This window comes from Vibrio sp. 10N.286.51.B11 (assembly GCF_041469245.1).
Lineage (GTDB): Bacteria > Pseudomonadota > Gammaproteobacteria > Enterobacterales > Vibrionaceae > Vibrio > Vibrio crassostreae_C.
In genome coordinates this window covers 235,854-260,801 of record NZ_JBFRKI010000012.1, presented here as the reverse complement: position 1 = coordinate 260,801, position 24,948 = coordinate 235,854, and the positions used below count along the sequence as shown (strand labels likewise).

Below are 24,948 nucleotides of genomic sequence, written 5' to 3'. Positions count from 1 at the left end.
ATGTACTAACTAGTACAATTAAGCAAAACAATGAGGAACAAACGATGTATTCAGCTATAGCACTATCACTACTTGGATTTTCCACAACGGTGATTGGAAGTTTGCATTACTTTCTAAAAGTAAAAAAGAACAAGCCGCCCAAAAATCCTATCATCCTTATGCTAGCACTTGCCGCAGGTGTCCTTTTGGGGCTAGGTGCAATTATCAGTGGGATTATAAATATGCATTGGAGCTTTGTTTTCGTTGTCTTAATGTCCAGCTTTTCCATATTTCTTGGTGGTAAATTCATTTGGGTATTCAGTCAAAAAGATACTCCTCTAGGTGATATTGAGGTTGCAATTGGAGATAAGTTCCCACAATTCGAATCAACCACATATGACAACGAGATTTATTCGACTGATGACCTAAAAAATCAACGTGTTCTACTTAAGTTTTACCGAGGTGCTTGGTGTCCATACTGTAGTGCTGAATTAAAAATGTTTAACGATATGAAACCGACTCTGGATCGATATGGAGTTAAGGTCGTTGCGTTGTCGGGAGATACGGCAGAACAAGCAAAAATGCACATCGAACGAGATAGTTTAGATCTTCTTCTTTTGTCAGACCCAGAACTCAAAGTAGTTAAACAATACGGCGTTGAACACCACAAGGCTTTAGGGGCTGACTCGTCTAAAACAAAAACAGTATTAGGGCTGCCATTTCCTACTTCATTTGAATACAAATCAATGTCTATCCCAACATCGATCTTAATTGATGAACATGGTGTCATCCAATGGATAGATCAATCTGAAGACTATCGACTAAGAGCAAGCGAAGAACGATTAACTCAAGCCTTACGCAACGTTTTCACCATTAATAAATAATAAACCGAGAGAATTATTATGTTTAACTACCACAATATTGAAACAGCACCAGAAGCATCAAAGCAAATGATGGAGCAATCTAAAAAATCACTTGGTTTAATTCCAAATTTACATAAAGTGCTAGCAGATGCTCCTGCAACTTATCAAGCTTATTTGAAGACTTATGAGTTATTCACGCAAAGTACACTATTCAGTCCACTCGAAGCTCAAGTGGTTCTGATGACATCAAACTTTGAAAACAACTGTCACTATTGCGTTCCTGGTCATACGTGGATCATGAAATCAGCTAATATGCCAGAAAGCATTATTGAAGCACTACGGGAAGGAAATGAGTTACCTGATGTCAAACTACAAGCGTTGCATGTCTTTACTAAAGAGCTACTAGATAATCGTGGTCATATAGGTGATGAAAAGTTGCAGAACTTTCTAACGGTAGGATACACAGAGCGGCATGCGCTTGAAGTGTTGACAGGCCTAGCTTGCAAACTTATTTCAAATTTCACCAATGCATTATCTCATACACCAGTTGATGGCCCATTAAAGGCTTTTGACTGGACTCACCCTTCAGAGAGGTAAGATCAATCTGAAGAGAGTATCTACTGATACTCTCTTTTAATGGCCGTGTATTTTCATAAGTATATGTGTTGTGGATTAGTAAATTTGGCCACATAGTCAGAACTCTAGGCATAAAGAAAAGTAAGTCAAATTACGAACCTTTAATATAGCCTCATTCCTGCTCTAGCTTGTTATGGGGCAGAACCAAGCTAGCCCCCTACGAAACAACTTTGTTATCACAGTTATCACGTAAAACAGCAAAATGAGAATGACGTTGACTGTCGGAAAGCCGCTTAGTAAAGCTTCCAAACCTACTGAAATATCTGTCAATTTCACCGTAAAATCCGACACTGAAAACCCTATTAAACCTATGTTTTATAAAGGTTAATTTCGGTTGCAAAAGTTATCATTTTTTTTAGAAAAAGCATTCCGAACTGAAAGAGCTCAACATCTGCCACTATTGATCACTGGTAGCGCGTAATAGAGCTACTTTTTGTGGTTATGGTCGTGTCTGTGCTTTAGCTAAGCTAGCTCCTTTGTGTTCGACACGTAAATCCATATTTTATAAACACTTTAGGGGAGAAATAAGTTCATTTCGCAGGTTGCGATTCGCACACTGCGAAATGAGCGTCTAACTCGAAAGTGGGCAAATTAACGGGTTAGTAAGCTTTAATGAACAAACTGACGGAACACAAATAAGCCTCGCATTGGCGAGGCTTGATGGTGTTCATTTGTAGTATTGGTGACGTCTTTTCGAATTATGCTTCCAACACTTAGCAACGTCATATACGTGTGCAGGGTAATCATCCCACGGGTTAGCTAGTGATCTTCCTCTAGCTGCTCGCAGTTTGATAGGATATTCACCACACTCAACTTTATGGAGGAAATAGTAGCTCTTCTCCTGCTTGGTTGAAAAATGCTTGTGAGTTCCACTGCGTACGCTAGGATACACATCCCACAGATAATCCCCTTGCGCTTTGACATAACTTCGATACTGTCGTTTTAGTTTTTTCATTTACCCTCCAGGTTTACATTACCTAGAAGGGGGCCTGTGCAAAGTAGTTCATTCGTCCACCATGATGTGCTCTTTACCCAAGTCTAGCAACTTCTAGTTAGGGCCTAAAATCATTACCAAAGCTTATCAAGAAACCATTAGTCTTAACGCCATCTGTGAAGAGTTTGGGCAAAAATGGGGCAGACTCGCTTGAAATTAAAACAGCAATGTTTCATGTCTTTGAATTATTCTTAAGCTTCGCTATCGATTCTAGTTTTCCAATTAGCTCACGATCACTGGCGACCATACCAAGGTCATTTTCGAGGCCTAATACTGACAAAACGATCATATAGTGCCCAATAGAGACTGTTGAATCACCTCTAATGATCCTTCGTAATGTCGGTTTTGATATCGCCGTTCGTTGGTGTAACAACTCCTGTGATATATGCCGTCGCTTTAACGCCAACTCGATATTCTCACCCAGTTGTTCGAGGATGCGTTGCTGTCTAGGAAAAACCACGGCTCTGCGACGTGAGCTCATAATGAAACTATATCTCCATCAATGTTCAAAATGTGAAAGCGTAGTTTCACTAAAGGTCTAGGTATACGTTCTGTTGTAAGTAACTCAACCAGTAACATTATACCTTCTTCATACATGCGTCCCCATAAACACATTACCGACAGTACCAAAAGTAAGTCAATTGTGTCTCATATGAGTTAAATAGATAGCCGGCACAAGCAAAGTTTGGGGCAAATGTATGGTACGCCCCGTTTTGCAAGTGAATAAGCAAAATAACAGAGTTGGTTTGCGCTAATGTATTCAGAGTCTACTTGAGACTTACATTAGCCCCAGCTCTACGATGAGATCCGCGCCAGATTGTCCTCATAAGCGAGAAAGCATTTTTAATGCTGTTTTGCCCCTCAGGTCTTCAATCTGGTGGTCTAACCGTTTTGTCATCTTGATTTATCATATGCAAATTTTGGTTATACTTTTGATTCAAACGCCTTGTGAGAGTTCATCACTGACCATGCTATGCGAGCCAATTTATTGGCCAATGCAACAACAGCAACGTTGAATGGTTTTCTACACTTCAAATCAATAAGCCATGATCCGAAGTAATGCTCCGCAGAGCTATCCCTCCACATGACAGCTCTAGCCGCATGAACAAATAATTCTCTCAGTTCTTTGTTTCCTCGCTTCGATATACCCAACAATCGAGGTTTTCCTCCCGTTGTATATTGAAACGGTACTAACCCTATCCATGCTGCAAAGTTTCGCCCATTAGCAAAGTCTTTTGGGTCTCCGACAGAAGACAAGCAACACGAAGCTGTCATAGGCCCTATGCCTGGTATCGTTTGAAGCAAGCGATATAGTTCATTTTCTTTATTGAGTTCGACTAGTTTTTGGTCTTGAACAACAATCTTTTCGTTTAGTTGATTGTAGTAGTCCAATTGGTCACGAAGCTCAAGAATGATCTGTGGTGGGACTATAGCCTCTTTATCTGCTAACCACTGGAACAGCATTTTCATATTGGCATGCCCGCGAGGGAAGCTAATGCCAAACTCTAGCAAGATTGACCCGATTCTATTCATACAGGAGGTTCTTTCGCGAATATATCCTGTTCTGATTCTCCTAATCACAGTACTAATTTGAGCTTGTTCGCTTTTCGGAGAGACAAACCTCATATTAGGTCTCATGGAAGCTTCGGCAATGGCATCAGCATCAATGAAATCGTTCTTGTGGCTCTTAACGTATGGCTTTACATACTGTGCAGGTATTAACTTGACCTTATGAGCATATTCTTGGCATTTTCGAGCCAACCAATGCGCACCACAACACGCTTCCATTGCTATGGTTGTAGATTCTTGCTGTGAGATAAAATGAATGAGCTTAGCTCGGGTCAATTTGTGTCGGAAAACTTCACGGCCAGAGTAGTCGTGGCCAATTAGATGGAAAACAGACTTACCGAGATCTATACCAATAACTTTAATAGCTGACATGATGGCACCTCTAAATGTTCATCGACTATGCTGAGTTTAGCGTAGGTGTGGGGCGTACCATCTAATTAACGAGTTTGAAATTGCTAACTCAACAGTTCTTTCAGGTAGCTATTCCGCTTATGAGAGTGACTAGGTACCTCGGTGATCTGCCTCATGTTATCACTACTTCCAACGATATGAATTTCGCTTTCTGCTCTTGTAATTGCCGTATAGAGCCATGCTCTATCGACTATTCTGCCCTTTTGTAGAGCGATGATGATACGTGGAAACTGTGACCCTTGAGCTTTATGTAGGGTGATTGCGTAACCCAACTCCATGCAATCGAGCACAGATTGTGTAATCTCGACCTTTTCACCTGTATCTAGTGTCACTTCACCGTAACTATCACCAGAAGGTTTAGCGTTGGTTAGTGTGCCAAGTGAGCCGTTCTGAATGCCTTTGTCATAATGGTTCTGCGTGAATAACACGGCATCATTCATGCGAAGTGGTAAAAAGAACTTATCACCATTGATTTCGAACTCAAGGTTAGTGCTATCTGGGTTAACGGCTTGTTGGGTGAGTTTATTGATTTCTGATACGAGTGCCTTGGTTGGAGCCATGACGCGACTATTTTCAGGACACTGTTGGTAAAGCTCACAGCAGACTTTGGCAATGTCTGTTTTACTGGTTTCGTGAAAGTGTATTGCTCCCGTACTTAATCGATCAGGCACCACTCCTTGATTGATGAGCTTTGAGTATTCGGGGATACCCGTTGAACCATCCTGTCTCTTGACGATATCTAACTTCGTATTAGCCACCGTGTTTGCTTCAACGATGTCTGCCAACACCTTGCCGCAGCCGATTGGTGGAAGTTGGTCGGGATCGCCAGTGAATATCAATCGTACAGAGGGGTGAATGTGATTAACAAGACGATACATGGTTGGCAAGTCAATCATGCTTGCCTCATCAACCACTAGTAGGTGATTTGTTTTCTCGACACTGGGTTCTATGGGGTCTTCACGCAGCAATTTGGCAATGGTTGAGGTAACAAAACCGATGGACTCATGAAGTCTCATTGCAGCACGACCGCTGAGCGCAACGGCGTGTATTTCAAATCCAAGTTGATGGTAAGCCCTGAGAGCCGTTCTGAGTACCGTTGTCTTGCCTGTTCCTGCACCGCCCGTAATACAGCTTACCGAATTATCCAGACACGTTGTTACGGCTTCGATTTGCTTAGGAGTTAATTCGTAAGGAAGCTCGCCAGCCGCAGAGCAATACGCAGCATTGGCGTTTTCATCAAACAAGTCATTCCGCTGAACCAGTGTATTTAGCCGTTTGGCAACGACACTTTCCATCAGAAGTTGCGCAGTTGGATGGTAGGTTCCTGTGTCGGGGTTTAAAATGTACTGAGCTTTATTATGACCTGATTGGAACGCCTGAGTGACCAGTGTTTTGTCTTTCAGTAGCCTGTTGAGGTAAGGGCGCACATTGGCATGAGTGGTATAGGTGTGACCTTTTTCAATCTCCTTGCGAATCGCCATTTCCAGAGCAGCGCTGAGCCTTCTAGGGTCATTCTTCGCAACATCGCTCTTAAAATCCGTTACCTTGATAATATCTTCAATGGCACTGAACGAAAGACCAAAACCCATCAAAGCATAAGGATTATCCTTAATTACCTCTATGGAGGCTTCACCGTGATGCTTGAGCAGCCGTTGCTGCACACTGGCGGGGATGTTGTGCTCGCTCATCCAGTTGCAATGTGCCAGATTTTTATATTTGGCGTACCCTTTAAAGAGTGCCTCTACTGAATCTTCGCTCAGAATCGATGTCAGAAGCTTTCTGGACTCTGGGGTGTCATTTCTCAGGGTGATATGGAAATCTTTCCCCAAGAGCTGCCAGAGCGCTCTGGCTTTGCTTTCCCCTATGCCTTTGAAGTCATTTTCTTTAGCAATAAATCGTATCAGTTGCTCACCTGTTTCGGGCAGGGAGCATTCAATATGCTTGGGGGATTCATACGTGTGTTGCTGCATTACATAATCGCCAGTTTCAACAGCTTTAATTTGGCGAGCGCCTTTGACTGACCAATGTTGGCCTAACATGGGTTGAATAGGGATACGATCAGGATCGGCTTTAATGGTGACGTAATACTTACCACTGTTGATTTTGTAAGAGTCCTTCGCCAGCGGTATACCGCTGAATATCACCACCTTGGTCGAGCGATAAGGAATGCTGGTTACGCGCATCTGATCTTCATGTAGGACAGTATTCATCGTGGCATCAACCCCATTTCAGATAGGGTCTCTGATAGCTCCCCAAAGCGCTCAAGTCGTTTTTCCAGCTCTTTTACCTTGGCTTTTAATTCAATGTTTTCAGCCTCTAATGAGGATACTCGTTTTGAGTCGAGTAGCTTGCGGTTAGCGGTATTGTCATAGGCTTTTGGTTTGCCTTCGTTTTTCTTAGCTGAGTTGGTCAAAGGTGGCAGAATGCTTCTATCACGCAGCTCATCTTCTAATGCTTTGAGTGCGTCTTTGAGAGCAGGGTTTTGGTTAAGGGCAGATTTACCGCAGCCGATCCCTTTCGCTACTTCGATGCGATTGAGCTGGCCTCGGTAGATAATTTGTTTAAAATCATCATCGCTTTGTGTTGCTACCCAAACCTTAAATGCCTCAAGATTGTGCTGCGCTTTCTGCTGACCACTTGCCATTTTAAGCCCTCAATTAGATTATAAAATACAAAGAGTTGCATTTAGGTCTTTATTTACTTTCCTCGATACTCCGCATTGCCCTTTGAAAAATAGCCATTACATTTGGATCGCTTTGACCGATATTGACGATTTTTTGAATAAAAGTTTGCAGATAACCGATTTCATCTTTTGCAACTTTTAGTTCGGCTTCTAGCTGAATCACTTTTTCAGCTAGATCAATATCTTTTTGTAGATAGATAAGTAGCTCAGTATTGTCAGTGGAAACAGGTTGCCCTTTGAGTGAGCGCTTTCTATCCTTGTACTCATTTTTTATATTGAGATATTTATCAAGTGTTTGCCGCGTAGTAGTGATCGCAAGGCTAGACTCAATTTTGGTTACCAATAAATCCCAAGTTAGCTTTCCCTCCCAACTTCTAATTAAAGCTTGAATGGAGATTTGTTGATCAGTGTCTAATGATTTAGTTGCCATGTGTACTTTCCTATACTGATCCCAAAAAGCCTAAAAAGTTATTTTTAGCTGAGTCGTTATTCGTTTTGGTTGTTGCCGCAAGAGCCGCTTGAAGAGCTTCTTTCGCATCAGGTAGCGAAAGCTTTCGTTCTGTTACTGTTTTGGTTTCTAAATCTGTAATGCGCATGACACTTGAACGAGTCAAAAAACGAACAATAGCCCCTTCTTTAATGGAGTCGTCTGATAGCACTTCAATAAGACTCTTGAGCATACAAGTATTTTGGTAGTGGGTTTCATACCATTGCTGCATTCCTTCACTGGTTGCAAAGTTAATGGCCTCCTGAACTTGCTTTAGGTTGTGTTTTTGGATTGTTAAATCCTTATTTAGCAGTTCAATCGCATCTTTATCATGCGCAATATGACATGAGGATGAACAGAGTGTGCATTGTGTTTCAAATTCCGTCATGTAAGAGCAAGGGGTTAAAGTTAAATCTTGGGTGCAAAAGCCGACCTCACTGACAAAAGTTGGGCTTAAGTTGTCGGTGGCATCATCGTATTGAGCTTTACTCTGTACGCGTTTGCTAACCTTAACTTGTACTTCTTCCTCGGTTTCTTTTTCATATAAAATATCACTGATAACTGAGGCATTTTGGGCGTCAGTCGTATGAATATAGGTGAGTGTTTGCTCTGGGTTTTTACGACCAGACAGCATCGTTATAAGTAAGTGGGGCAACCCCTTATTGGCTAGGTAGTTATTTTGCCAATGCCTGAAATGGTGGGGGGGGATTGCGAAACCTGTTGAGAAACTATGCCGCTCAAAGATGGTAGCGTAACTATTTTTTCGTTTTTTGATGTTTGAATCAAAATAATTACCTAAAGCTTCGATGGGAACTAACAGAAAGTGAGAGGCTTGTTGAGTTTTTAATTGTTTTTCAGTATAGGTAAATAAAGCCTGCTCATAATTGACACGCTTGGACTTAACTTTATTGTATCCGGACATAGTTTGTTGATTAATTGTAATGTAATGGTTTTGAAATTCTGCAACCGTTATTTCTGCTTGACCATTGAAATATTTACTCAATTGGGATTTGTCGTTGGCAGCAGCGCCAACAAGTAAGGATGCATAAGGACATCGGCTTTTAATTTCTAGTTTATCGTGTGGCAACAGCTTGGTGATGTGTTTGATAAATAAAGGGGATTTTTTACGTTTTGTTGCATCAATAGCCCCTTTGGTATCACACGTAATACGGGCATAGCCGTCACTGTTATCATAAAATCCCAATAAAAAACCAAGATGAATCAGGTTGGTCGGCTTACTGTCATTGGGTTTGAGTGCATCTAGGTTTTTGGCACTTGGCTTAAAATCACCTAACACCTTTTTTAAGCTTAGGTTTGGGTTTTGATAAAATCTTGCTAATGCTCTCGCAGGCTCAGTTACAAGAGCGGTATAATGTAATGCTCGGTCTAGGCTGTCGGCCATTTCAGCATTGATATGATTTTGATAGTCTTTATATCCTTTTGACCCACGCCAATTAAGGTAGTAGACAGTATTAATGTTATTATTAACCACTTCATTATGATCTTTAACTCGTTGTTTGGTTAGTAACACTTGCTCTGCTGCCGCTCGATTAGGGGACGACATCGCAAGTGCTGACATGGTGCAAACATAACTATCGAGTTGACTCGTTGTTGGATGGATGAGTTCAGCCCAAGAATTAGTGTTCTCTTTATTCTTGATGTCTTGATAAGGCGGGATTGCATCATAAAAGATCGCCCCGAGTGCCAATAACGCCTTTTCATCAGGCAGTTTACTGCTTTCAGCCTCGATAGCGTCATCACCTCTTTTGGCTCTTGTTGAGTTTTTCTCCCTGGTTAAGTTCGGAGTTATACTCGCTGGAAGCATCTTATGGGCATTTAGCCATCCCCAAAATGCAGGAAGATTCTGGATATACTTCATTTCATCGATGGTGTTTTGAATCTCATCCATACTGGAAGAAGCGACATTCTCACCAAGTGCAATAAGAAATTTTTTTGCATTAGTGATTTTATCTCTCTTGTAATTGTTAGAAATATTTTCTTTAAGTACATCAAGAGCAAAGGCAAAGAGTAGATGGTGCGTATGTTCATCGAGCTTGTCTTTATCGGAAAAAGTGGAGTTAATATTGGCGTGGGGTTGATTATCGTTATTAAAAAGGAGGTTAATAGGGATGCCTTTGTTGCTGGTAAAGGTAACAGCAATATCCTCCCACGTTGCTTGCTTTCCTGATGGCGTGGTAAAACCAAGTAACGGCAGTTTTTTCTTTTCGGCGATATATGCGTGTTGATTGGTAATGTAACGGTTGATTGTATTCATTTTTCACCTCCAAGCTTAACAGTTTTTTTCTCTTCACAAATGGCTATAGTCGCCTTGATGTAAAGAATGATTTTCTTGAGACGTTTCACTGTGGCAGGGTGTGCTGATTGACTGTTTATCACCAGTTTTCTTTCTGCTTTATCAAGATATTGTTGATGGTTTGCCGTTTCTAGAGGTCTAAAGTTGTCGCAGGGATAACATGCCATAGGCGCACCGCCTTTTGACTGGCAACTGGAGCAGTTAGCAGGATTGAGTTTATGGCCAATTTCTTCATCAAACCTGCTTTTTACTTTGAAATCATCGTGCGTTTGTAACTCTTTTACCGACAGGCTATCAAATCGCTTGATGATATGATTCCCAGCATACGCCTCATCAATTTTTACTCGCTCTGAGGTTTTCAAATCAAGATAGGGGGTAATCGCTTCAATGGTAACGCCTGTTATGGCAGCAAGGTGGGCAGGGCTTAACCCATATTTTGCACCTTGGGTGAGAATGGTGTGTCGCCAGCGATTGTTACCAAGTCGCAAAGAATCGTTTGGACATCTATCGCTGTTTGGCTTGAGTTTGTTTTTGAATAAATGCTGTATATTTGCTCTAAGGTTGTCCGAGCGCATATGGTAGGCTTTTGAGGTATCACTGATGGAGGTAAATAGTTCTGCTTTGGATTCAAAATTAGAGTGAAATAAGCTTTGGTCAGGCAATACAGGTAGGCGTCTTATGAGTTCTTTTGTTTCATCTTCACTTAATGTGATGTATTGCATAGGCAGCGAATGTAAAAGGTAGTTTTCATAAACCTGATAGTAACGCAAAAGCAATCGAGAAAAGTCTGACTCTAGGCGGTGTGAGCGTGATTCCGCATCACCGCGAAATTGTCCATCCTTGCCTTTAAAGGTGCGAACGTGCAATTGCTCAACATCTGAGAACAAGTGTTGAGTAACGGGTTTCCAGTTAAGGTTTGGTTCTTTATGAGATAAAAAGGTTTCGCCTACAGGTAAGACATCACACCATTTAAGTTGCACAAGTTGGGTTGGTCGTCTTATTAGGGCGAGAAGTAACTGACTGGCTATGACATTCCGTAGTGCGGTAAACTTTTGTTGCGATAGTATTTCCCCTTCTAATACTCGCTGCGTTTCAATTCTTAAGCTTTCAAGAATATTGTCGTGCTCAACTTCACTGTAAGCACCAGTTTTTGGGTCAAGAATGCCTTTCATTACACCTTGGCGCTTTAAATTTTCATCTTTAATTGTGTCATATAGTGGTTGGAGAGTATGGCAGGTATAACCATTTCTTGGGTGGCATAGGGCGTATAAGCTATTTCTGACATTTTTCTTGTAAGTATCTAGTGTTAGCCACCATGCCTGAAAATCGTAAATGTCGAGGTGTGCTAAGATACTTTTGAGGCTACTAACGTGACCGTTTAGAGAGAGATAAGCGTAATACTTTGCTGTATGAGCTATTGCTAATTTTAAGTCCAGATAAGTATTAGTATCAATATTTAGTTCATTCAGCCAATTTAGATACAAATAGGATTTATAACCAAGCTCCCACGTATCTGAAAGCACATCAAAAGAGTAACCATCTTCTCTTGCATTGAATATGCGCTGCCCATCGTACTCCTTTTTTAACGTTGCGATATGGTTATGACTCATGACCACCTCCTAACCTCGGAACAGCTTTAGATTGAGTTTTAGCGGAAATATCAGCCACAGTGACCGCCAGTTGATATTCGTTATAGACGGATGCCATTTTCGAGTCTTCAACCCAACCCATTGCATATTTGCGTAAATCTTCAATTTTTTCAGGCGTTAACCCATGCTCTCTCGCCTTATCTTCAAAAACTTCATTCCACTTATGACGAAGTTTGTGAGGGTGGAGCTTGATACCTAATGCCTCACCAAATTTATCTACGATTTTATGAATGGATTTATAAGTGAGAGGCTGCCCTGATGTTGTTCCTTTTTCTGAGATGAACACAAAGTCATGTTCACGGGCGGCTGGGTTTTCTGTTCGCACAGTTTGTATGTAGAGCTTGATAAGCTTCATTAACTCTGAGGAAATAGAAACCGATAGCGCTTTGGTTTTATTCGATGGACGCTCTAACCTTGGATCAGTCGGATCATTGGGAGTTTTGGTCAATAAGAAGCGAGGGTTATCCCAATCGTCAATCAAGTCAGTGACTTTTAGCTTTAAAACAGCACCAACACGAACCCCTGTGTTAATTAGGATTTGCATGATGAGTTGGTTTCTTAATTTGCTGGATTTAAATGGGTTCTCAGGTGAACTCTCTTTGATGATTTCAAGCAAATAAAAAAACTTATCTGAAGGTATTACCGACTCAAATGCATCTTTAACAATGGTGTTATTTTTACGTGTGCCGCTAATAAACGTATTGATGTATAACTTAAACTTGTTGAATTGGTCGTCAACTCTGGCTTGCGTATCAGTTGGTTCTTGATCATAGTGGTGGCAAACGAATAAGTATTCGATATAAGCTCTAAGTCGAATTAAGCGTTGACGTAATGTGTGTGCAGAAACTTGTGGTTGGCTATGTGAAGTTGCATGGATGGCATCTCTTATGCGCTTGTCAGAAATTGCTACAACATTACTTTCATCAATAGTGCCTTCATCAGCATAAAGCTTGCACGTTCTAACAAAATCATCGATCTCTTGCCTTGAAAGAAACTCACCAGAGCTGACACGTTCAACAAGATCGATACCTTGCTCGATAAAATAACAGTATAAAAATTTTAGTTCGTAGGCATATTTTCTTAGTGTATGAAAAGCTGGGGCTTGAGAGCTTGCTTTATTCTTTCCCGCCGAAAGTGGGGAGTTATGGTTACCGTTAAGATAAGCATTAAGGTACAAGCAAACGGGAAATACTCCAGATCTTACAACAAGGGGAAAGCTGTACCCATCGGCATCTTTATAGATTTTTACTGCAACACTTTCACTTAATTCATTCATTACAAAATCATAAATCAGTTACACATAAATCTAACATAGCGACAAATAATGATTTTGTAAAGCAAAAAAAAAGACTCATTTAAGAGCCTTTATAGATTTAAACGTATTTATTTCTTCTTTTTCTTTACGTTTTCTTTTGGTGGAGAGTATTCACAGAGGTCTTCAATGATACAGCTGCCACAGCGTGGTTTACGTGCGACACAGGTGTAACGTCCATGAAGAATGAGCCAATGGTGGACATCCAGTTTGAATTCTTTTGGGATAACTTTAAGTAGTTTTGCTTCGACATCGTCGACGGTTTTACCCATCGCTAGCTTAGTGCGGTTTGATACACGATAGATGTGAGTATCAACGGCAATGGTTGGCCAACCGAATGCGGTATTTAACACTACGTTTGCTGTTTTACGACCGACACCTGGAAGGGCTTCTAATGCAGCGCGATCTTCCGGTACTTCACCATTATGTAGGTCAAGCAGCATACGACACGTTTTGATGGTGTTTTCTGCTTTTGAGTTAAATAGGCCGATGGTCTTGATATACTCTTTTAAGCCATCAACACCTAGGTCGAAAATTGCTTGCGGAGTGTTGGCTAAAGGGTACAGCTTATCCGTCGCCTTGTTCACGCTGACATCGGTTGCTTGTGCAGATAATAGAACGGCAATCAGCAGCTCGAATGGGCTGTTCCAGTTAAGCTCAGTCTCTGGCTTTGGATTGTTTTCTCTTAAACGCTCAAGTATTTCTACTCGTTTTACATTGTTCATAGCGACATTACTTTCAAATAGTTAGGGCATGAAGCTTGGATTGCTTCTGCTTTATCATCGGTTACGCGCTCTTATGAGCGTCATTATTATATGTACTGTTTAGATCTGATTTCCCCCGCTGAGTGGTTGAGCTAACTCAGCGAGGTTTAAGCTAATTTAACTTATTAGGCATTGGTAACGCGAGCGCGTTCAATGACTGGTTTTTCTTGTTTTGGTTGTCTAGATTTTGCTTGGTTATCGATGATATTTTTCAAAGCAATTAAGAAACCAACACCAATGAAGGCACCCGGTGGAAGCAGGGCTAACAAGAAGCTGTTATCAAATTGGAATATCTGGATTCGTAACACCGAAGCCCAGTCACCAAGCAGCAGGTCTGCGCCATCAAATAGGGTCCCGTTACCAATAATCTCACGCATCGCACCTAACACGACCAATACTGATGTCATGCCTAGACCCATCCAGAAACCATCTTGAGCCGCTGGTAGCACTTCATTTTTTGAAGCGAAGGCTTCCGCACGACCAATGATGATGCAGTTGGTTACGATCAGCGGGATGAAGATACCCAAAGAGAGGTAAAGCCCATAGGCGTAAGCGTTCATCAGCAATTGAACACAGGTTACTAGCGAGGCAATGATCATTACGAATACTGGGATACGTACTTCTTTTGGCACATGATTACGAACCAAAGAAACAGAAACGTTTGAGCCGACCAGTACAAGCAAGGTAGCAATGCCTAGCCCAAGTGCGTTAGTGACTGTTGACGATACAGCCAGCAGCGGACATAACCCAAGAAGTTGCACTAGGGCAGGGTTATTGGCCCACATGCCATTTTTGATCAATGTTTTATGGTCACTCATTATTCACCACCACAATTTAGAGGTTGAGCAAGCAATGCTTGGTTGTTTTGGTTAACGTACTGGACCGCTTGTTTGACTGACTTCACGACTGCTCTTGGCGTGATAGTAGCGCCAGTAAACTGGTCAAAATCACCACCGTCTTTACGAACCTTCCAACGGTCTAGATTAGAATCCGTCACTTGCTTACCTGCAAACGAAAGAATCCAATCACTCACACGCAGATCAATCTTATCACCCAAGCCCGGAGTCTCTTGGTGAGAAAGCACGCGAGTACCTAAAATAGTACCGTCAGTTTTCATTCCAACAATGACTTTAATCGCGCCATTGTAGCCGTCTGGTGCAATCGCTTCGATCGCAATCGCGCTTGGCTCACCATTAAGCTTAGCAATGTAAGCCGGCATCGCTTGCTCAGTACCAAGCTCTTCTGCTTGAACCAAAGTACAAGACGAAAACAGCTCGTTGTCGTGCTGATCGTGTGGGATCACTTGGTTAAGAACAGACAGTAACTGAGCCTGTTCTTGTTGTTTGATCTGATCTTTGGTCAGGTAGTGAGTTACCGCGACCAAACCCGTCGAAGCACACGCAAAAATCGCGAGTACAAGGCCGTTTTTCTTAATTGCATTTAGCATGGTATCCGCTCCCTTAGTGACCGTATGTGCGAGGTTTGGTGTAGTAGTCAATCAGTGGAACACACATGTTGGCTAACAATACAGCAAACGCCACGCCATCAGGGAAACCACCCCAACTGCGGATGATAAAGACTAAACCGCCGATCAGAGCGCCAAACACTAAGCGACCTTTGACTGTCGTGGATGCTGAAACTGGGTCGGTTGCAATAAAGAATGCACCAAGCATAGTCGCGCCAGACAGAAGGTGAATGGTTGGAGAAGCGGTTTCTCCAGGAGTGAGCACTAAGAACACTAAGCTAAACAGAGTAAGACTGCCGATGAAAGCCACAGGGATATACCATTGAATAACACGTTGCTTAATCAGCACTAAACCGCCGATTAGGTAAGCAAGGTTTACCCACTCCCAGCCTACGCCAGCTAACCAACTAAATTGAGGTTGAGATAGTGCTTCTGAGGCAGTATTGCCTGCCGTTAATGCCGTTTTGAATGCATCAAGCGGCGTCGCCATTGTGGTGCCATCAATGCCAAGGCGTGCTTGTTGCAGAGACAAACCTTCGTTATTGAAGCCAGTAAAGATCATCAAGAATGAGTCAATAAAGCTTGTTGCTTCTGCTGTCAGGCTCGCGGGAGCATTCCAACTGGTCATTTGAACTGGGAATGAAATCAGCAAAACAACGTAAGCGACCATCGCAGGGTTAAATGGGTTCTGCCCTAGGCCGCCGTATAAGTGTTTCGCGATAATAATAGCGAAGAACATACCAATGACGAGGATCCACCACGGAGAGTGTGGGGGAATCGCGACACTCAGTAGCCAAGCGGTTACAACAGCACTGTAATCACGCAGTGCCATTACTGGCGGGCGTTTTCTCAATAGCATGACGGCTGCTTCAAAGGTAACAGCAAGTGCAATAGCAAATACTAACTGGATGAGGGTACCCCATCCAAAGAAGTAGGTTTGAGCTAGTAGACCTGGCAATGCACAAATAGCCACCCATTTCATTAGATCTGGGGTGCTTCTACGGCTATGCGCGTGCGGTGAGCTGGCGATAAAGAAGGCCACTACTCTTTCTCCTCATTGTTCTTTTTATCTAGCTCTTGCTGGGCTTTTTTCGCTTTAGCACGAGCGATAGCTGCAGCAACAGCAGCTTTCTTCGGATCGACCTGTTCAGATTGAGTATCAGTTTCTACTTCAACTACTGGTTCAGATGTTTCTGCTTGCTTAGCTTGCTGTGCTTTTTTTGCTTTAGCACGGGCTATAGCGGCAGCAACGGCGTCTTTCTTAGCATCGCCAGAACTTCCAGCTTCAGTTTCAACTGCAGGTTCAGGAGCTTCGGTTGTTTCTTGTGTCGCTTGCTGTGCTTTCTTAGCCTTAGCGCGAGCGATGGCCGCAGCAACAGCAGCTTTCTTAGGGTCGACTTGCTCCGATTGAGTCTCGGTTTCAACTTCAACCACTGGTTCAGATGTTTCTGCTTGCTTCGCTTGCTGGGCTTTTTTGGCTTTAGCACGAGCGATAGCGGCAGTAACAGCATCTTTCTTGGCATCGCCGGATTTTTCAGCAGGAGCTTCAGCAGCAGATTCAGCTTGTTGAGCTTTCTTGGCTTTAGCACGAGCAATGGCCGCAGCGACAGCATCTTTCTTAGCATCGCCAGAGCTTTCAACAGGAGCATCCGAAGCAGATTCCGCTTGCTGTGCTTTCTTCGCTTTAGCGCGAGCAATCGCAGCAGCAACGGCGTCTTTCTTCGTATCGCCTGAGCTTTCTGCAGGAGTATCGGCTGCTGCTTGTTGTGCCTTGCGCTCTCTCGCTTGACGCTTGCGCTCTTCACGCAGTTTAGACATTTCAGAGTTGTCTGGTTCAGCGCCTTCCGCTTTTTGAGCTGCAGCTTGTTTCGCTTTTGCCTTCGCAATAGCGGCAGCAACCGCAGGTTTCACTGCTGGTTCTTCATTCGGAGCCTGATCCGCAGCGGCTTTTTGTGCTTTAACACGAGCAATCGCAGCAGCAATAGCATCATCACCGCCGGATGTTTTCATATCTTTACGGCGGTTATCTGCGGCTTTTTTAAAGCGGTTTTCACGTTCGGCTTTATCACGCTCCATACGAGCGTTCTTCTCTTCAAAACGAATCTTGGCGCGTTCTGCAGCAGCGGCTTCATCTTTTCGAGTTTTGATTTCGGCTTTCGCTTGGCGATAGTACTGAACAAGAGGGATTTCGCTTGGGCAGACAAATGCACATGCACCACATTCAATACAGTCTTTAATATTTAGCTCTTCACACTTATCCAACTCGTTGGCTTTGGCGTGCCATTGCAGTTGTTGAGGAAGTAGAGACGCAGGACAAGCTTCAGCACACGCGCTGCAACGAATACATTCCATCTCGTAAGTGCTTGGTGAGATCTCACGACGCGTTGGCGCTAAAATACAGTTCGACGTTTTGGTGATTGGCACATTGGCATGCGGCAAGGTAAAGCCCATCATCGGGCCGCCCAAAATTAAACGCGGCAGTTTTTTATCTGCTTTGTAGCCAAACTCTTCAAGTAACTCATGTACTGGTGTGCCTAATAGCGCCCAAACGTTACGAGGTTGCTTAAAGGTTTTACCGGTTAATGTCACAACGCGGTTAACCACAGGTTCGCCGTCAATTACCGCTCGCTTAATAGAATAAAGAGAACCGACGTTCTGAACCAAAACACCAATGTCTGCAGGGATGCCGCCAGCTGGAACCTCTTTGTTGGTGAGGATCTTGATAAGTTGCTTCTCACCACCAGAAGGGTATTTAGTTGGGATAACACGAATGACGATATCTTTGTCTTTCGCAGCAATCTCAAGAGCTTTTATCGCATCTGGTTTGTTGTCTTCAATGCCGATAACCGTCAACTTTGGTTGAAGAATGTGTTCAACCACTTCGATGCCTTTTAATACTTCTTCGGCATGCTCTTGCAGCAACTTGTCATCTGAGGTGATGTAAGGTTCACACTCAGCAGCGTTGACGATTAAAATGTCGGTACGACCTAAGCCTGATTGAAGCTTTTTAGCGGTGGGGAAGCCTGCGCCACCCATGCCTGAGATACCAGCTTGGCGAATTACATCAAGCAGTTCATCGGATGTCTTTGTAGAAAAATCTTCAACCGGGTGTTTTGCAACCCAAGCGTCGAGGCCATCAGGTTTAATAACCACGCACACGTCGCTCAAGCCTGAAGGGTGAGCGGTGGTTCGTGGTTCGATAGCGGTAATCACACCCGATGTTGGTGCATGTACTGGCAAAGTAAAACCAGTCTCTAAGGCCGTCAGTTGTTGACCTTTGAGTACGGCATCACCGACAGCAACCAACAAGTTACCAGGCTTACCGATATGCTGTTTCACTGGAAGAACGATTTCTTCTGGGAGCCTTGCATGCACGATATCAGTAGTATTCGACTGTTTCTTGTTTTCAGCAGGGTGCACACCGCCCGGGAAGTTCCAAATTGAGCCCGTGCGAATTTGTTCAATTAAAGAGATCATACTAACCCTATGCCTTAGGCTCTGACGCGGTCGCATCAGTCGCTTGGTTAGTGATATCAGTAACAGGAATGATGTTCATCTGCCATTTCCAATTTTCAGTCGTTGTTGCCACTGGAATCATTTCGATACAGTCAGTAGGGCACGGTGCGACACATAGATCACAACCTGTACATTCATCTTTGATTACTGTGTGAAGTGCCTTGGTGCCACCAACAATGGCGTCGACAGGGCAGGCTTGAATGCATTTGGTACAGCCAATACACATATCTTCATGAATGAAGGCAACGGTTTTTACTTTGTTGTCTAAGTCATGAGCGGAGTCTTCAACTTCTACGCCCATTAAATCTGCAAGCTTCTCAATCGTAGCTTGGCCGCCGGGAGGACATTTGTTGATCTTATCTCCGTTAGCGATCGCCTCTGCGTATGGGCGACAACCAGGGTAACCACACTGGCCACATTGAGTTTGCGGTAAAATAGTATCGATTTGATCAACGATCGGATCGGCTTCTACTTTAAAGCGAATAGAAGCAAAGCCTAAGATAGCGCCAAAAACAGCGGCTAAAACGGCGAGTGCAATGATTGCAATTAAGATGGTACTCATTCTTACTTCACCAACCCAGTAAAGCCCATAAATGCCAGAGACATTAGGCCTGCTGTGATCATCGCAATCGATGCGCCTTTGAATGGCATAGGAACATCAGCAACCGCAATACGCTCACGCATCGCAGCAAATAGGATCAATACAAGCGAGAAACCAACCGCAGCGCCGAAACCATAGATGATCGACTGAATGAAGTTGTGGTTTTCATTGATGTTCAAAAGTGCCACACCTAACACCGCGCAGTTGGTGGTGATAAGAGGCAGGAAGATACCCAACAGGCGATATAGAGTTGGGCTGGTTTTGTGAACGACCATTTCCGTAAATTGAACAACCACCGCGATAACCAAGATGAAGCTCATGGTACGCAGGTATTCAATACCCAGAGGGGTAAGGATGTAGGTTTCTACTAGGTATGCAGATACCGACGCTAGCGTCAGAACGAAAGTCGTCGCGAGGCCCATGCCAATCGCAGTCTCCAGTTTCTTGGAGACTCCCATGAAAGGACATAGCCCTAAAAACTTCACTAGTACAAAGTTATTGACCAGCACTGTGCCAACCAACAACAAAAGGTATTCGGTCATAATGGATTAATTCTTGAGATTCCGATCCCGATATTATCCTGCTTTGCTCACCTAATAACAACCAAGGATCACTAGGGATTTAGACACTTGGTGAAAAAAACATCAGGTAATCGATTGATTATTAAAGTTACCGTAAGTATAGACGGCCAATTTTTACTTCGTGAGACAAGTTTGTAGGAGTAGTTGAATTGGATCTTTCATAAGATCATTCTTGAATTGAGCTCGATTTGCTTCCTAAGAATAGGGTCATATTTGTGGATTTTGGTGCTCAGAACTATCAAAAAGAGAAGGAAAGTTGCGAGTCGAATACGTTCCCAAAGCACTAAAACGCAAAAAGCCGCATCGAGTGATGCGGCTTTTTTAAATTTGGCTCCCCTTGTCGAGACTTGAACGCGGGCGGCTAGGTTTGTGACATTAACTTGGAACAAGTTAGTCGCAGTTATATACGAAAAAAGCCCAATCTTTCGATTGAGCTTTTTTCTGAATTTGGCTCCCCTTGCAAGACTTGAACTTGCGACATACGGATTAACAGTCCGCCGTTCTACCAACTGAACTAAAGGGGAATTGCTTGTTAGCGACGCGAATTCTAATAATTGTCCGGATTTCTGTCAATAAAAAATATCAGAAAAAAGTAAGATAAAAAACTTTACTTTCTTGAACGCCTTATAGGATTTAGCTTTGCTTTAGTTATCCACCAAAATTGTGGATAAGTGTGTGTGTGAAACTTTAACAACAATAATCGGGATAAATCGAAAAATGTAAAAACCTTATCTAACGTAATGTATTTAAAAGATTTATAGCAAAATGTCGCAATTGTATAACTTTTGTAGATTATAAAACGAACAGTAAAACAAGCGGTATTTTTAGATTTTTTGGGGAAAAGTAGTGGATGAAAAATTGAGTGATTTAGCTGAAGAGATCTTGCAAGGGCACGGATAATACCAAGTTCTAAAAGTAAAAGCTATCACTGATATCTAATCTTAAGATGCATTTCTCTAGATAATAGTTGCAACTACACTCCTCCTAGAGTGACAATGACCTGATTATAAAAACAGTATGGAAATGGCGACCTATGAGTAAACTCTTTGACTTGGTATCGGACTACAGCCCGTCCGGTGATCAGCCGACAGCGATAACCAAATTACTAGACGGATTAGATTCTGGTTTGGCACATCAAACTCTACTAGGGGTAACGGGCTCAGGTAAAACCTTTACCCTTGCCAACGTCATTTCCCAATCTCAAAGACCTGCGATTCTGTTAGCGCCTAACAAGACATTGGCGGCTCAACTTTACGGTGAGATGAAATCTTTCTTTCCAAACAATGCCGTTGAGTATTTCGTTTCTTACTACGACTACTACCAACCTGAAGCCTACGTTCCAACCACGGACACGTTCATCGAGAAAGATGCGTCTGTGAACGCTCATATCGAACAAATGAGGCTTTCGGCAACCAAAGCCTTATTAGAACGAAAAGACGCCATCATTGTGGCTTCTGTGTCGGCTATCTACGGTCTGGGTGATCCTAAGTCTTATTTGAAGATGATGCTTCATTTGAGTCGTGGCGAGGTGATGGATCAGCGAGACATCCTGCGTCGATTGGCTGAGCTGCAATATTCAAGAAACGATGTCGCCTTTGAACGTGGTCAGTTCCGTGTTCGTGGTGAGGTGATTGATATCTTTCCGGCTGAATCTGACCAAGATGCGGTTCGAATTGAGATGTTCGATGACGAAGTGGACTGCATTAGTATTTTTGATCCTCTGACTGGTGCGGTGAAACAAAGAGACTTGCCGCGCTTTACGGTTTATCCAAAAACTCACTATGTAACGCCAAGAGAAAAAATCCTTGAGGCGATTGAGAACATCAAGGACGAACTGCGCGATCGTGCTCAATACTTAAAAGACAACAATAAGCTTTTGGAAGAGCAGCGTATCTCTCAAAGAACTCAGTTTGATATTGAGATGATGACTGAGCTTGGCTTCTGTTCCGGTATCGAAAACTATTCACGATACTTGAGCGGCCGTGCGGAAGGGGAAGCGCCGCCAACGTTATTTGACTACCTGCCTGATGATGGTTTGCTGATCATCGATGAGTCACACGTGACTGTGCCGCAAATTGGTGCGATGTATAAAGGTGACCGTTCTCGTAAAGAAACCTTGGTCGAGTTTGGTTTTAGACTGCCTTCTGCATTGGATAACCGTCCAATGAAGTTTGAAGAATTTGAGTCTATAGCCCCACAAACGATTTTTGTGTCGGCAACACCAGGTAATTACGAGATTGAAAAATCAGATGGCGAGATTGCTGATCAAGTGGTACGTCCTACTGGTCTGTTAGACCCAATCATCGAAGTAAGACCTGTCGCGACGCAGGTGGATGACTTGCTGTCTGAAATCAGAATCCGTTCAGTGAAAGAAGAGCGTGTTTTGGTTACCACGTTGACCAAGAGAATGGCAGAAGACTTAACCGAATACCTAAGTGAGCACGGCGTTAAAGTGCGTTACTTGCACTCGGATATCGATACCGTTGAGCGTGTAGAGATCATCCGAGACCTACGTTTGGGCAAGTTCGATGTGTTAGTGGGCATTAACTTACTTCGTGAAGGTTTGGATATGCCTGAAGTGTCGCTGGTGGCGATTCTTGATGCAGATAAAGAGGGCTTCTTGCGTTCTGAGCGTTCTCTGATTCAAACCATTGGTCGTGCTGCGCGTAACTTGGAAGGTAGAGCGATCCTTTATGGTGATTCGATTACTAAGTCGATGAGAAAAGCGATTGATGAAACCGATCGTCGTCGCGAGAAACAGCAAGCCTACAACGAAGAGCAAGGTATCACGCCGCAAGCGTTGAAACGCAATATTAAAGACATTATGGAACTGGGTGATCTAACCAAGTCGAAGCAGCAGCGCCAATCGAAGCAAGTTCCTTTATCTAAGGTGGCTGAGCCTTCTGAAAGTTATGCCGTACTTACGCCGCAACAGCTTGATAAAGAGATCAGTAAGCTAGAATCTGCGATGTATCAGCATGCTCAGAATCTGGAATTTGAATTGGCCGCACAGAAGCGTGATGAAATTGATCAGTTAAGAAAGCAGTTTATTACCAACAGCTAATCTCACTTTTCGCTCGAGAATTGATCCCCCTCAACACAAGAATTGAGAGTGTTTCAGACAAAAAAACAGCCAGTAGTAAATGTTCTACTGGCTTACGTTTGTGAACAATCGGTCCACTAACAACGTCAGTTGGCTAGGTGACCCGAAGGTCATTTATACCGTTGCATCGTTCGTGCCAGATAGATAAAACATTGATTGTTTGAAGCAAGTAAAAAAACACACTACAAATACTGTGGCTAATTTGCATAATGCAAAGCGGAATGCGACTATAATAAGAAATGCAAATTATAAATGGCTAGGATATGCAATCAAAAACGCTAGATAACAAATCGAAGTATTTGTTGATGGTAGAGGATACCGCTTCGGTAGCAGCTTTATATCGCTCGTATCTTACACCGCTCGAAATTGATATCAACATTGTCGGCACTGGCCGCGATGCAATCGAGAGTTTGAATCATCGAATCCCAGACCTTATTTTATTAGATCTACGTCTGCCTGATATGACGGGTATGGACGTACTATTTGCTGTAAAACAAAAATACCCTGAAGTTCCAGTTATCTTCATGACGGCTCACGGCTCTATCGATACCGCTGTAGAAGCGATGCGTCATGGCTCTCAAGATTTCCTTATCAAACCGTGTGAAGCCGACCGACTCCGTATTACGGTGAATAATGCGATCCGCAAAGCCACCAAGCTTAAAAATAGCTCGGAACACCCGGGAAACCAGAACTACCAAGGTTTTATCGGCAGCAGCCAAACCATGCAGCAGGTTTACCGAACTATCGATTCTGCTGCATCGAGTAAGGCGAGCATTTTCATTACTGGTGAAAGTGGTACCGGTAAAGAGGTATGTGCAGAAGCCATTCATGCGGCGAGTAAGCGTGGCGATAAGCCGTTCATCGCGATTAACTGTGCCGCTATCCCTAAAGACCTGATTGAAAGTGAGCTGTTTGGCCACGTTAAAGGTGCCTTTACCGGTGCTGCGACCGATCGCCAAGGTGCTGCTGAGCTTGCTGATGGTGGAACACTGTTCCTTGATGAACTGTGCGAAATGGACTTAGAGCTGCAAACCAAGCTGCTGCGCTTTATCCAAACCGGTACTTTCCAAAAAGTCGGCTCTTCGAAGATGAAGAGTGTCGACGTTCGTTTTGTGTGTGCGACCAACCGTGACCCTTGGAAAGAAGTACAAGAAGGTCGCTTTAGAGAAGATTTATACTATCGTTTATACGTGATTCCATTGCACTTGCCGCCATTGCGTGAGCGTGGTGAAGATGTCATCGAGATCGCGTATTCTCTGCTAGGCTATATGTCGGTCGAGGAGGGGAAGGCGTTTGTACGTTTTGCTCAGGAAGTACTTGATCGCTTTAATCAATATGAGTGGCCGGGTAACGTTCGTCAGCTACAAAACGTGTTGCGGAACGTGGTGGTTTTGAATAACGGCAAAGAGATTACTCTCAACATGCTCCCACCACCGTTGAACCAACCGATTGAAAACAGTCTGCGATTGAAAGAGAAGCAGAATGAAGACATCACGGTAAAAGATATTTTCCCATTGTGGATCACTGAGAAAACGGCTATCGAGCAGGCCATTAAAGCGTGTGATGGCAACATCCCTCGTGCGGCAGGTTTCTTAGATGTCAGTCCATCGACGATATACCGTAAGTTGCAAACGTGGAATGCGAAGCAGTAATCAACAAACAATAAGAAAATAATAATGACGAAAGTATTAAATCAGCAAAAAGTTGATGAGCTTGCCGGCGAAATAGGCCAAGAGAATGTCCCGGTTTTACTGGAAATCTTTTTAGGTGAGTTGAAAGGCTACTACGAACACCTAGAGATAAATAAAGAGTCGGATACCTCTAAGTACTTGGCTGATATCAGTCATGCGCTTAAGAGCAGCGCAGCAAGCTTTGGTGCGGATTCTTTGTGTAGTTTTGCGATTAGCTTAGACGCAAAAGTGAAGCAAGCGTTGCCTGTAACCGAGATTGATTTTCAAGATATGCAAGACCTCCTGTTATCGACGTACACTGAATATCAGCAGTTGATGACGGACCTTTAA

The 24,948-nt window shown here is 43.2% G+C and carries 20 protein-coding genes and 1 tRNA gene; 5 read left to right on the top strand and 16 right to left on the bottom strand.

What is annotated here, in order from left to right:
* Both AB4154_RS08080 and AB4154_RS08075 read left to right on the top strand, forming a co-directional pair.
* On the top strand, positions 1–863 hold an 863-nt coding region (locus tag AB4154_RS08080; protein ID WP_206747370.1), incomplete at its 5' end, for a peroxiredoxin family protein.
* Positions 864–881: 18 nt separating this feature from the next.
* Positions 882–1,439: a carboxymuconolactone decarboxylase family protein gene (locus AB4154_RS08075; protein WP_102366903.1), complete on the top strand. Its 558-nt coding sequence runs from the start codon at positions 882–884 to the stop codon at positions 1,437–1,439.
* A 1,205-nt stretch (positions 1,440–2,644) separates the two neighbouring features.
* Here the strand turns inward: AB4154_RS08075 and AB4154_RS08070 are convergent.
* The 16 genes from AB4154_RS08070 to AB4154_RS07995 form a co-directional block, all read right to left on the bottom strand.
* The gene (locus AB4154_RS08070; RefSeq protein WP_016767808.1) at positions 2,645–2,953 is read right to left on the bottom strand and encodes a helix-turn-helix transcriptional regulator; all 309 of its coding nucleotides are present in this window, start codon (positions 2,951–2,953) and stop codon (positions 2,645–2,647) included.
* Between the two features lie 443 nt (positions 2,954–3,396).
* On the bottom strand, positions 3,397–4,413 hold the full coding sequence (locus AB4154_RS08065; RefSeq protein WP_136973529.1) for an IS110 family transposase: 1,017 nt from the start codon (positions 4,411–4,413) through the stop codon (positions 3,397–3,399).
* A gap of 83 nt (positions 4,414–4,496) precedes the next feature.
* Complete coding sequence (locus AB4154_RS08060) at positions 4,497–6,662, bottom strand: AAA family ATPase (RefSeq protein ID WP_136973530.1); 2,166 nt, start codon at positions 6,660–6,662, stop codon at positions 4,497–4,499.
* Entirely contained in the window at positions 6,659–7,096 is a 438-nt protein-coding gene (locus AB4154_RS08055) for a VPA1267 family protein (protein WP_045062732.1), read from the bottom strand. The genes AB4154_RS08060 and AB4154_RS08055 overlap by 4 nt, the downstream gene beginning before the upstream one ends.
* Before the next feature lie 49 nt (positions 7,097–7,145).
* Positions 7,146–7,565: a hypothetical protein gene (locus AB4154_RS08050; RefSeq protein ID WP_064354197.1), complete on the bottom strand. Its 420-nt coding sequence runs from the start codon at positions 7,563–7,565 to the stop codon at positions 7,146–7,148.
* A 10-nt stretch (positions 7,566–7,575) separates the two neighbouring features.
* Positions 7,576–9,897 carry a hypothetical protein gene (locus AB4154_RS08045; protein WP_136973531.1) on the bottom strand — a complete coding sequence of 774 codons (2,322 nt, stop codon included), beginning with the start codon at positions 9,895–9,897 and terminating at the stop codon, positions 7,576–7,578.
* Complete coding sequence (locus AB4154_RS08040; RefSeq protein ID WP_136973532.1) at positions 9,894–11,546, bottom strand: hypothetical protein; 1,653 nt, start codon at positions 11,544–11,546, stop codon at positions 9,894–9,896. The genes AB4154_RS08045 and AB4154_RS08040 overlap by 4 nt, the downstream gene beginning before the upstream one ends.
* Positions 11,536–12,861 carry a site-specific integrase gene (locus AB4154_RS08035; protein ID WP_136973533.1) on the bottom strand — a complete coding sequence of 442 codons (1,326 nt, stop codon included), beginning with the start codon at positions 12,859–12,861 and terminating at the stop codon, positions 11,536–11,538. Before AB4154_RS08035 ends, AB4154_RS08040 begins: the two co-directional genes overlap by 11 nt.
* Before the next feature lie 107 nt (positions 12,862–12,968).
* Positions 12,969–13,622: an endonuclease III gene (gene nth, locus AB4154_RS08030; protein ID WP_136973534.1), complete on the bottom strand. Its 654-nt coding sequence runs from the start codon at positions 13,620–13,622 to the stop codon at positions 12,969–12,971.
* 164 nt (positions 13,623–13,786) lie between these two features.
* Positions 13,787–14,479: an electron transport complex subunit E gene (locus AB4154_RS08025; protein WP_012603531.1), complete on the bottom strand. Its 693-nt coding sequence runs from the start codon at positions 14,477–14,479 to the stop codon at positions 13,787–13,789.
* Positions 14,479–15,108 (bottom strand): electron transport complex subunit RsxG, encoded by a 630-nt coding sequence (rsxG, locus tag AB4154_RS08020; protein WP_017061171.1) that lies wholly within the window; start codon positions 15,106–15,108, stop codon positions 14,479–14,481. Before rsxG ends, AB4154_RS08025 begins: the two co-directional genes overlap by 1 nt.
* 13 nt (positions 15,109–15,121) lie before the next feature.
* Positions 15,122–16,168, bottom strand: coding sequence for an electron transport complex subunit RsxD (gene rsxD / locus AB4154_RS08015; RefSeq protein ID WP_017063459.1), 1,047 nt, complete (start codon positions 16,166–16,168; stop codon positions 15,122–15,124).
* Complete coding sequence (gene rsxC, locus AB4154_RS08010) at positions 16,168–18,603, bottom strand: electron transport complex subunit RsxC (protein ID WP_372122666.1); 2,436 nt, start codon at positions 18,601–18,603, stop codon at positions 16,168–16,170. The genes rsxD and rsxC overlap by 1 nt, the downstream gene beginning before the upstream one ends.
* A 7-nt stretch (positions 18,604–18,610) precedes the next feature.
* Positions 18,611–19,204, bottom strand: coding sequence for an electron transport complex subunit RsxB (gene rsxB, locus AB4154_RS08005; RefSeq protein WP_004734040.1), 594 nt, complete (start codon positions 19,202–19,204; stop codon positions 18,611–18,613).
* Between the two features lie 2 nt (positions 19,205–19,206).
* A complete protein-coding gene (gene rsxA, locus AB4154_RS08000) occupies positions 19,207–19,785 on the bottom strand; it encodes an electron transport complex subunit RsxA (protein ID WP_004734039.1) in 579 nt (192 codons plus the stop codon).
* Between the two features lie 487 nt (positions 19,786–20,272).
* Positions 20,273–20,348: transfer RNA gene (locus AB4154_RS07995), tRNA-Asn, on the bottom strand.
* A gap of 509 nt (positions 20,349–20,857) precedes the next feature.
* Between AB4154_RS07995 and uvrB the strand changes: the two genes are divergently transcribed.
* The 3 genes from uvrB to luxU all read left to right on the top strand — a co-directional run bounded on the left by uvrB (position 20,858) and on the right by luxU (position 24,948).
* Complete coding sequence (gene uvrB / locus AB4154_RS07990; protein WP_017066592.1) at positions 20,858–22,888, top strand: excinuclease ABC subunit UvrB; 2,031 nt, start codon at positions 20,858–20,860, stop codon at positions 22,886–22,888.
* Between the two features lie 302 nt (positions 22,889–23,190).
* Positions 23,191–24,579: a quorum-sensing sigma-54 dependent transcriptional regulator LuxO gene (luxO, locus tag AB4154_RS07985; protein ID WP_004734031.1), complete on the top strand. Its 1,389-nt coding sequence runs from the start codon at positions 23,191–23,193 to the stop codon at positions 24,577–24,579.
* 24 nt (positions 24,580–24,603) lie between these two features.
* On the top strand, positions 24,604–24,948 hold the full coding sequence (luxU, locus tag AB4154_RS07980; protein WP_017062179.1) for a quorum-sensing phosphorelay protein LuxU: 345 nt from the start codon (positions 24,604–24,606) through the stop codon (positions 24,946–24,948).

Coding starts and splice junctions, on each gene's coding strand:
- AB4154_RS08075 (WP_102366903.1), top strand. CDS start 882: ATGTTTAACTACCACAATATTGAAACAGCACCAGAAGCATCAAAGCAA.
- AB4154_RS08070 (WP_016767808.1), bottom strand. CDS start 2,953: ATGAGCTCACGTCGCAGAGCCGTGGTTTTTCCTAGACAGCAACGCATC.
- AB4154_RS08065 (WP_136973529.1), bottom strand. CDS start 4,413: ATGTCAGCTATTAAAGTTATTGGTATAGATCTCGGTAAGTCTGTTTTC.
- AB4154_RS08060 (WP_136973530.1), bottom strand. CDS start 6,662: ATGAATACTGTCCTACATGAAGATCAGATGCGCGTAACCAGCATTCCT.
- AB4154_RS08055 (WP_045062732.1), bottom strand. CDS start 7,096: ATGGCAAGTGGTCAGCAGAAAGCGCAGCACAATCTTGAGGCATTTAAG.
- AB4154_RS08050 (WP_064354197.1), bottom strand. CDS start 7,565: ATGGCAACTAAATCATTAGACACTGATCAACAAATCTCCATTCAAGCT.
- AB4154_RS08045 (WP_136973531.1), bottom strand. CDS start 9,897: ATGAATACAATCAACCGTTACATTACCAATCAACACGCATATATCGCC.
- AB4154_RS08040 (WP_136973532.1), bottom strand. CDS start 11,546: ATGAGTCATAACCATATCGCAACGTTAAAAAAGGAGTACGATGGGCAG.
- AB4154_RS08035 (WP_136973533.1), bottom strand. CDS start 12,861: ATGAATGAATTAAGTGAAAGTGTTGCAGTAAAAATCTATAAAGATGCC.
- nth (WP_136973534.1), bottom strand. CDS start 13,622: ATGAACAATGTAAAACGAGTAGAAATACTTGAGCGTTTAAGAGAAAAC.
- AB4154_RS08025 (WP_012603531.1), bottom strand. CDS start 14,479: ATGAGTGACCATAAAACATTGATCAAAAATGGCATGTGGGCCAATAAC.
- rsxG (WP_017061171.1), bottom strand. CDS start 15,108: ATGCTAAATGCAATTAAGAAAAACGGCCTTGTACTCGCGATTTTTGCG.
- rsxC (WP_372122666.1), bottom strand. CDS start 18,603: ATGATCTCTTTAATTGAACAAATTCGCACGGGCTCAATTTGGAACTTC.
- rsxB (WP_004734040.1), bottom strand. CDS start 19,204: ATGAGTACCATCTTAATTGCAATCATTGCACTCGCCGTTTTAGCCGCT.
- rsxA (WP_004734039.1), bottom strand. CDS start 19,785: ATGACCGAATACCTTTTGTTGTTGGTTGGCACAGTGCTGGTCAATAAC.
- uvrB (WP_017066592.1), top strand. CDS start 20,858: ATGAGTAAACTCTTTGACTTGGTATCGGACTACAGCCCGTCCGGTGAT.
- luxO (WP_004734031.1), top strand. CDS start 23,191: ATGCAATCAAAAACGCTAGATAACAAATCGAAGTATTTGTTGATGGTA.
- luxU (WP_017062179.1), top strand. CDS start 24,604: ATGACGAAAGTATTAAATCAGCAAAAAGTTGATGAGCTTGCCGGCGAA.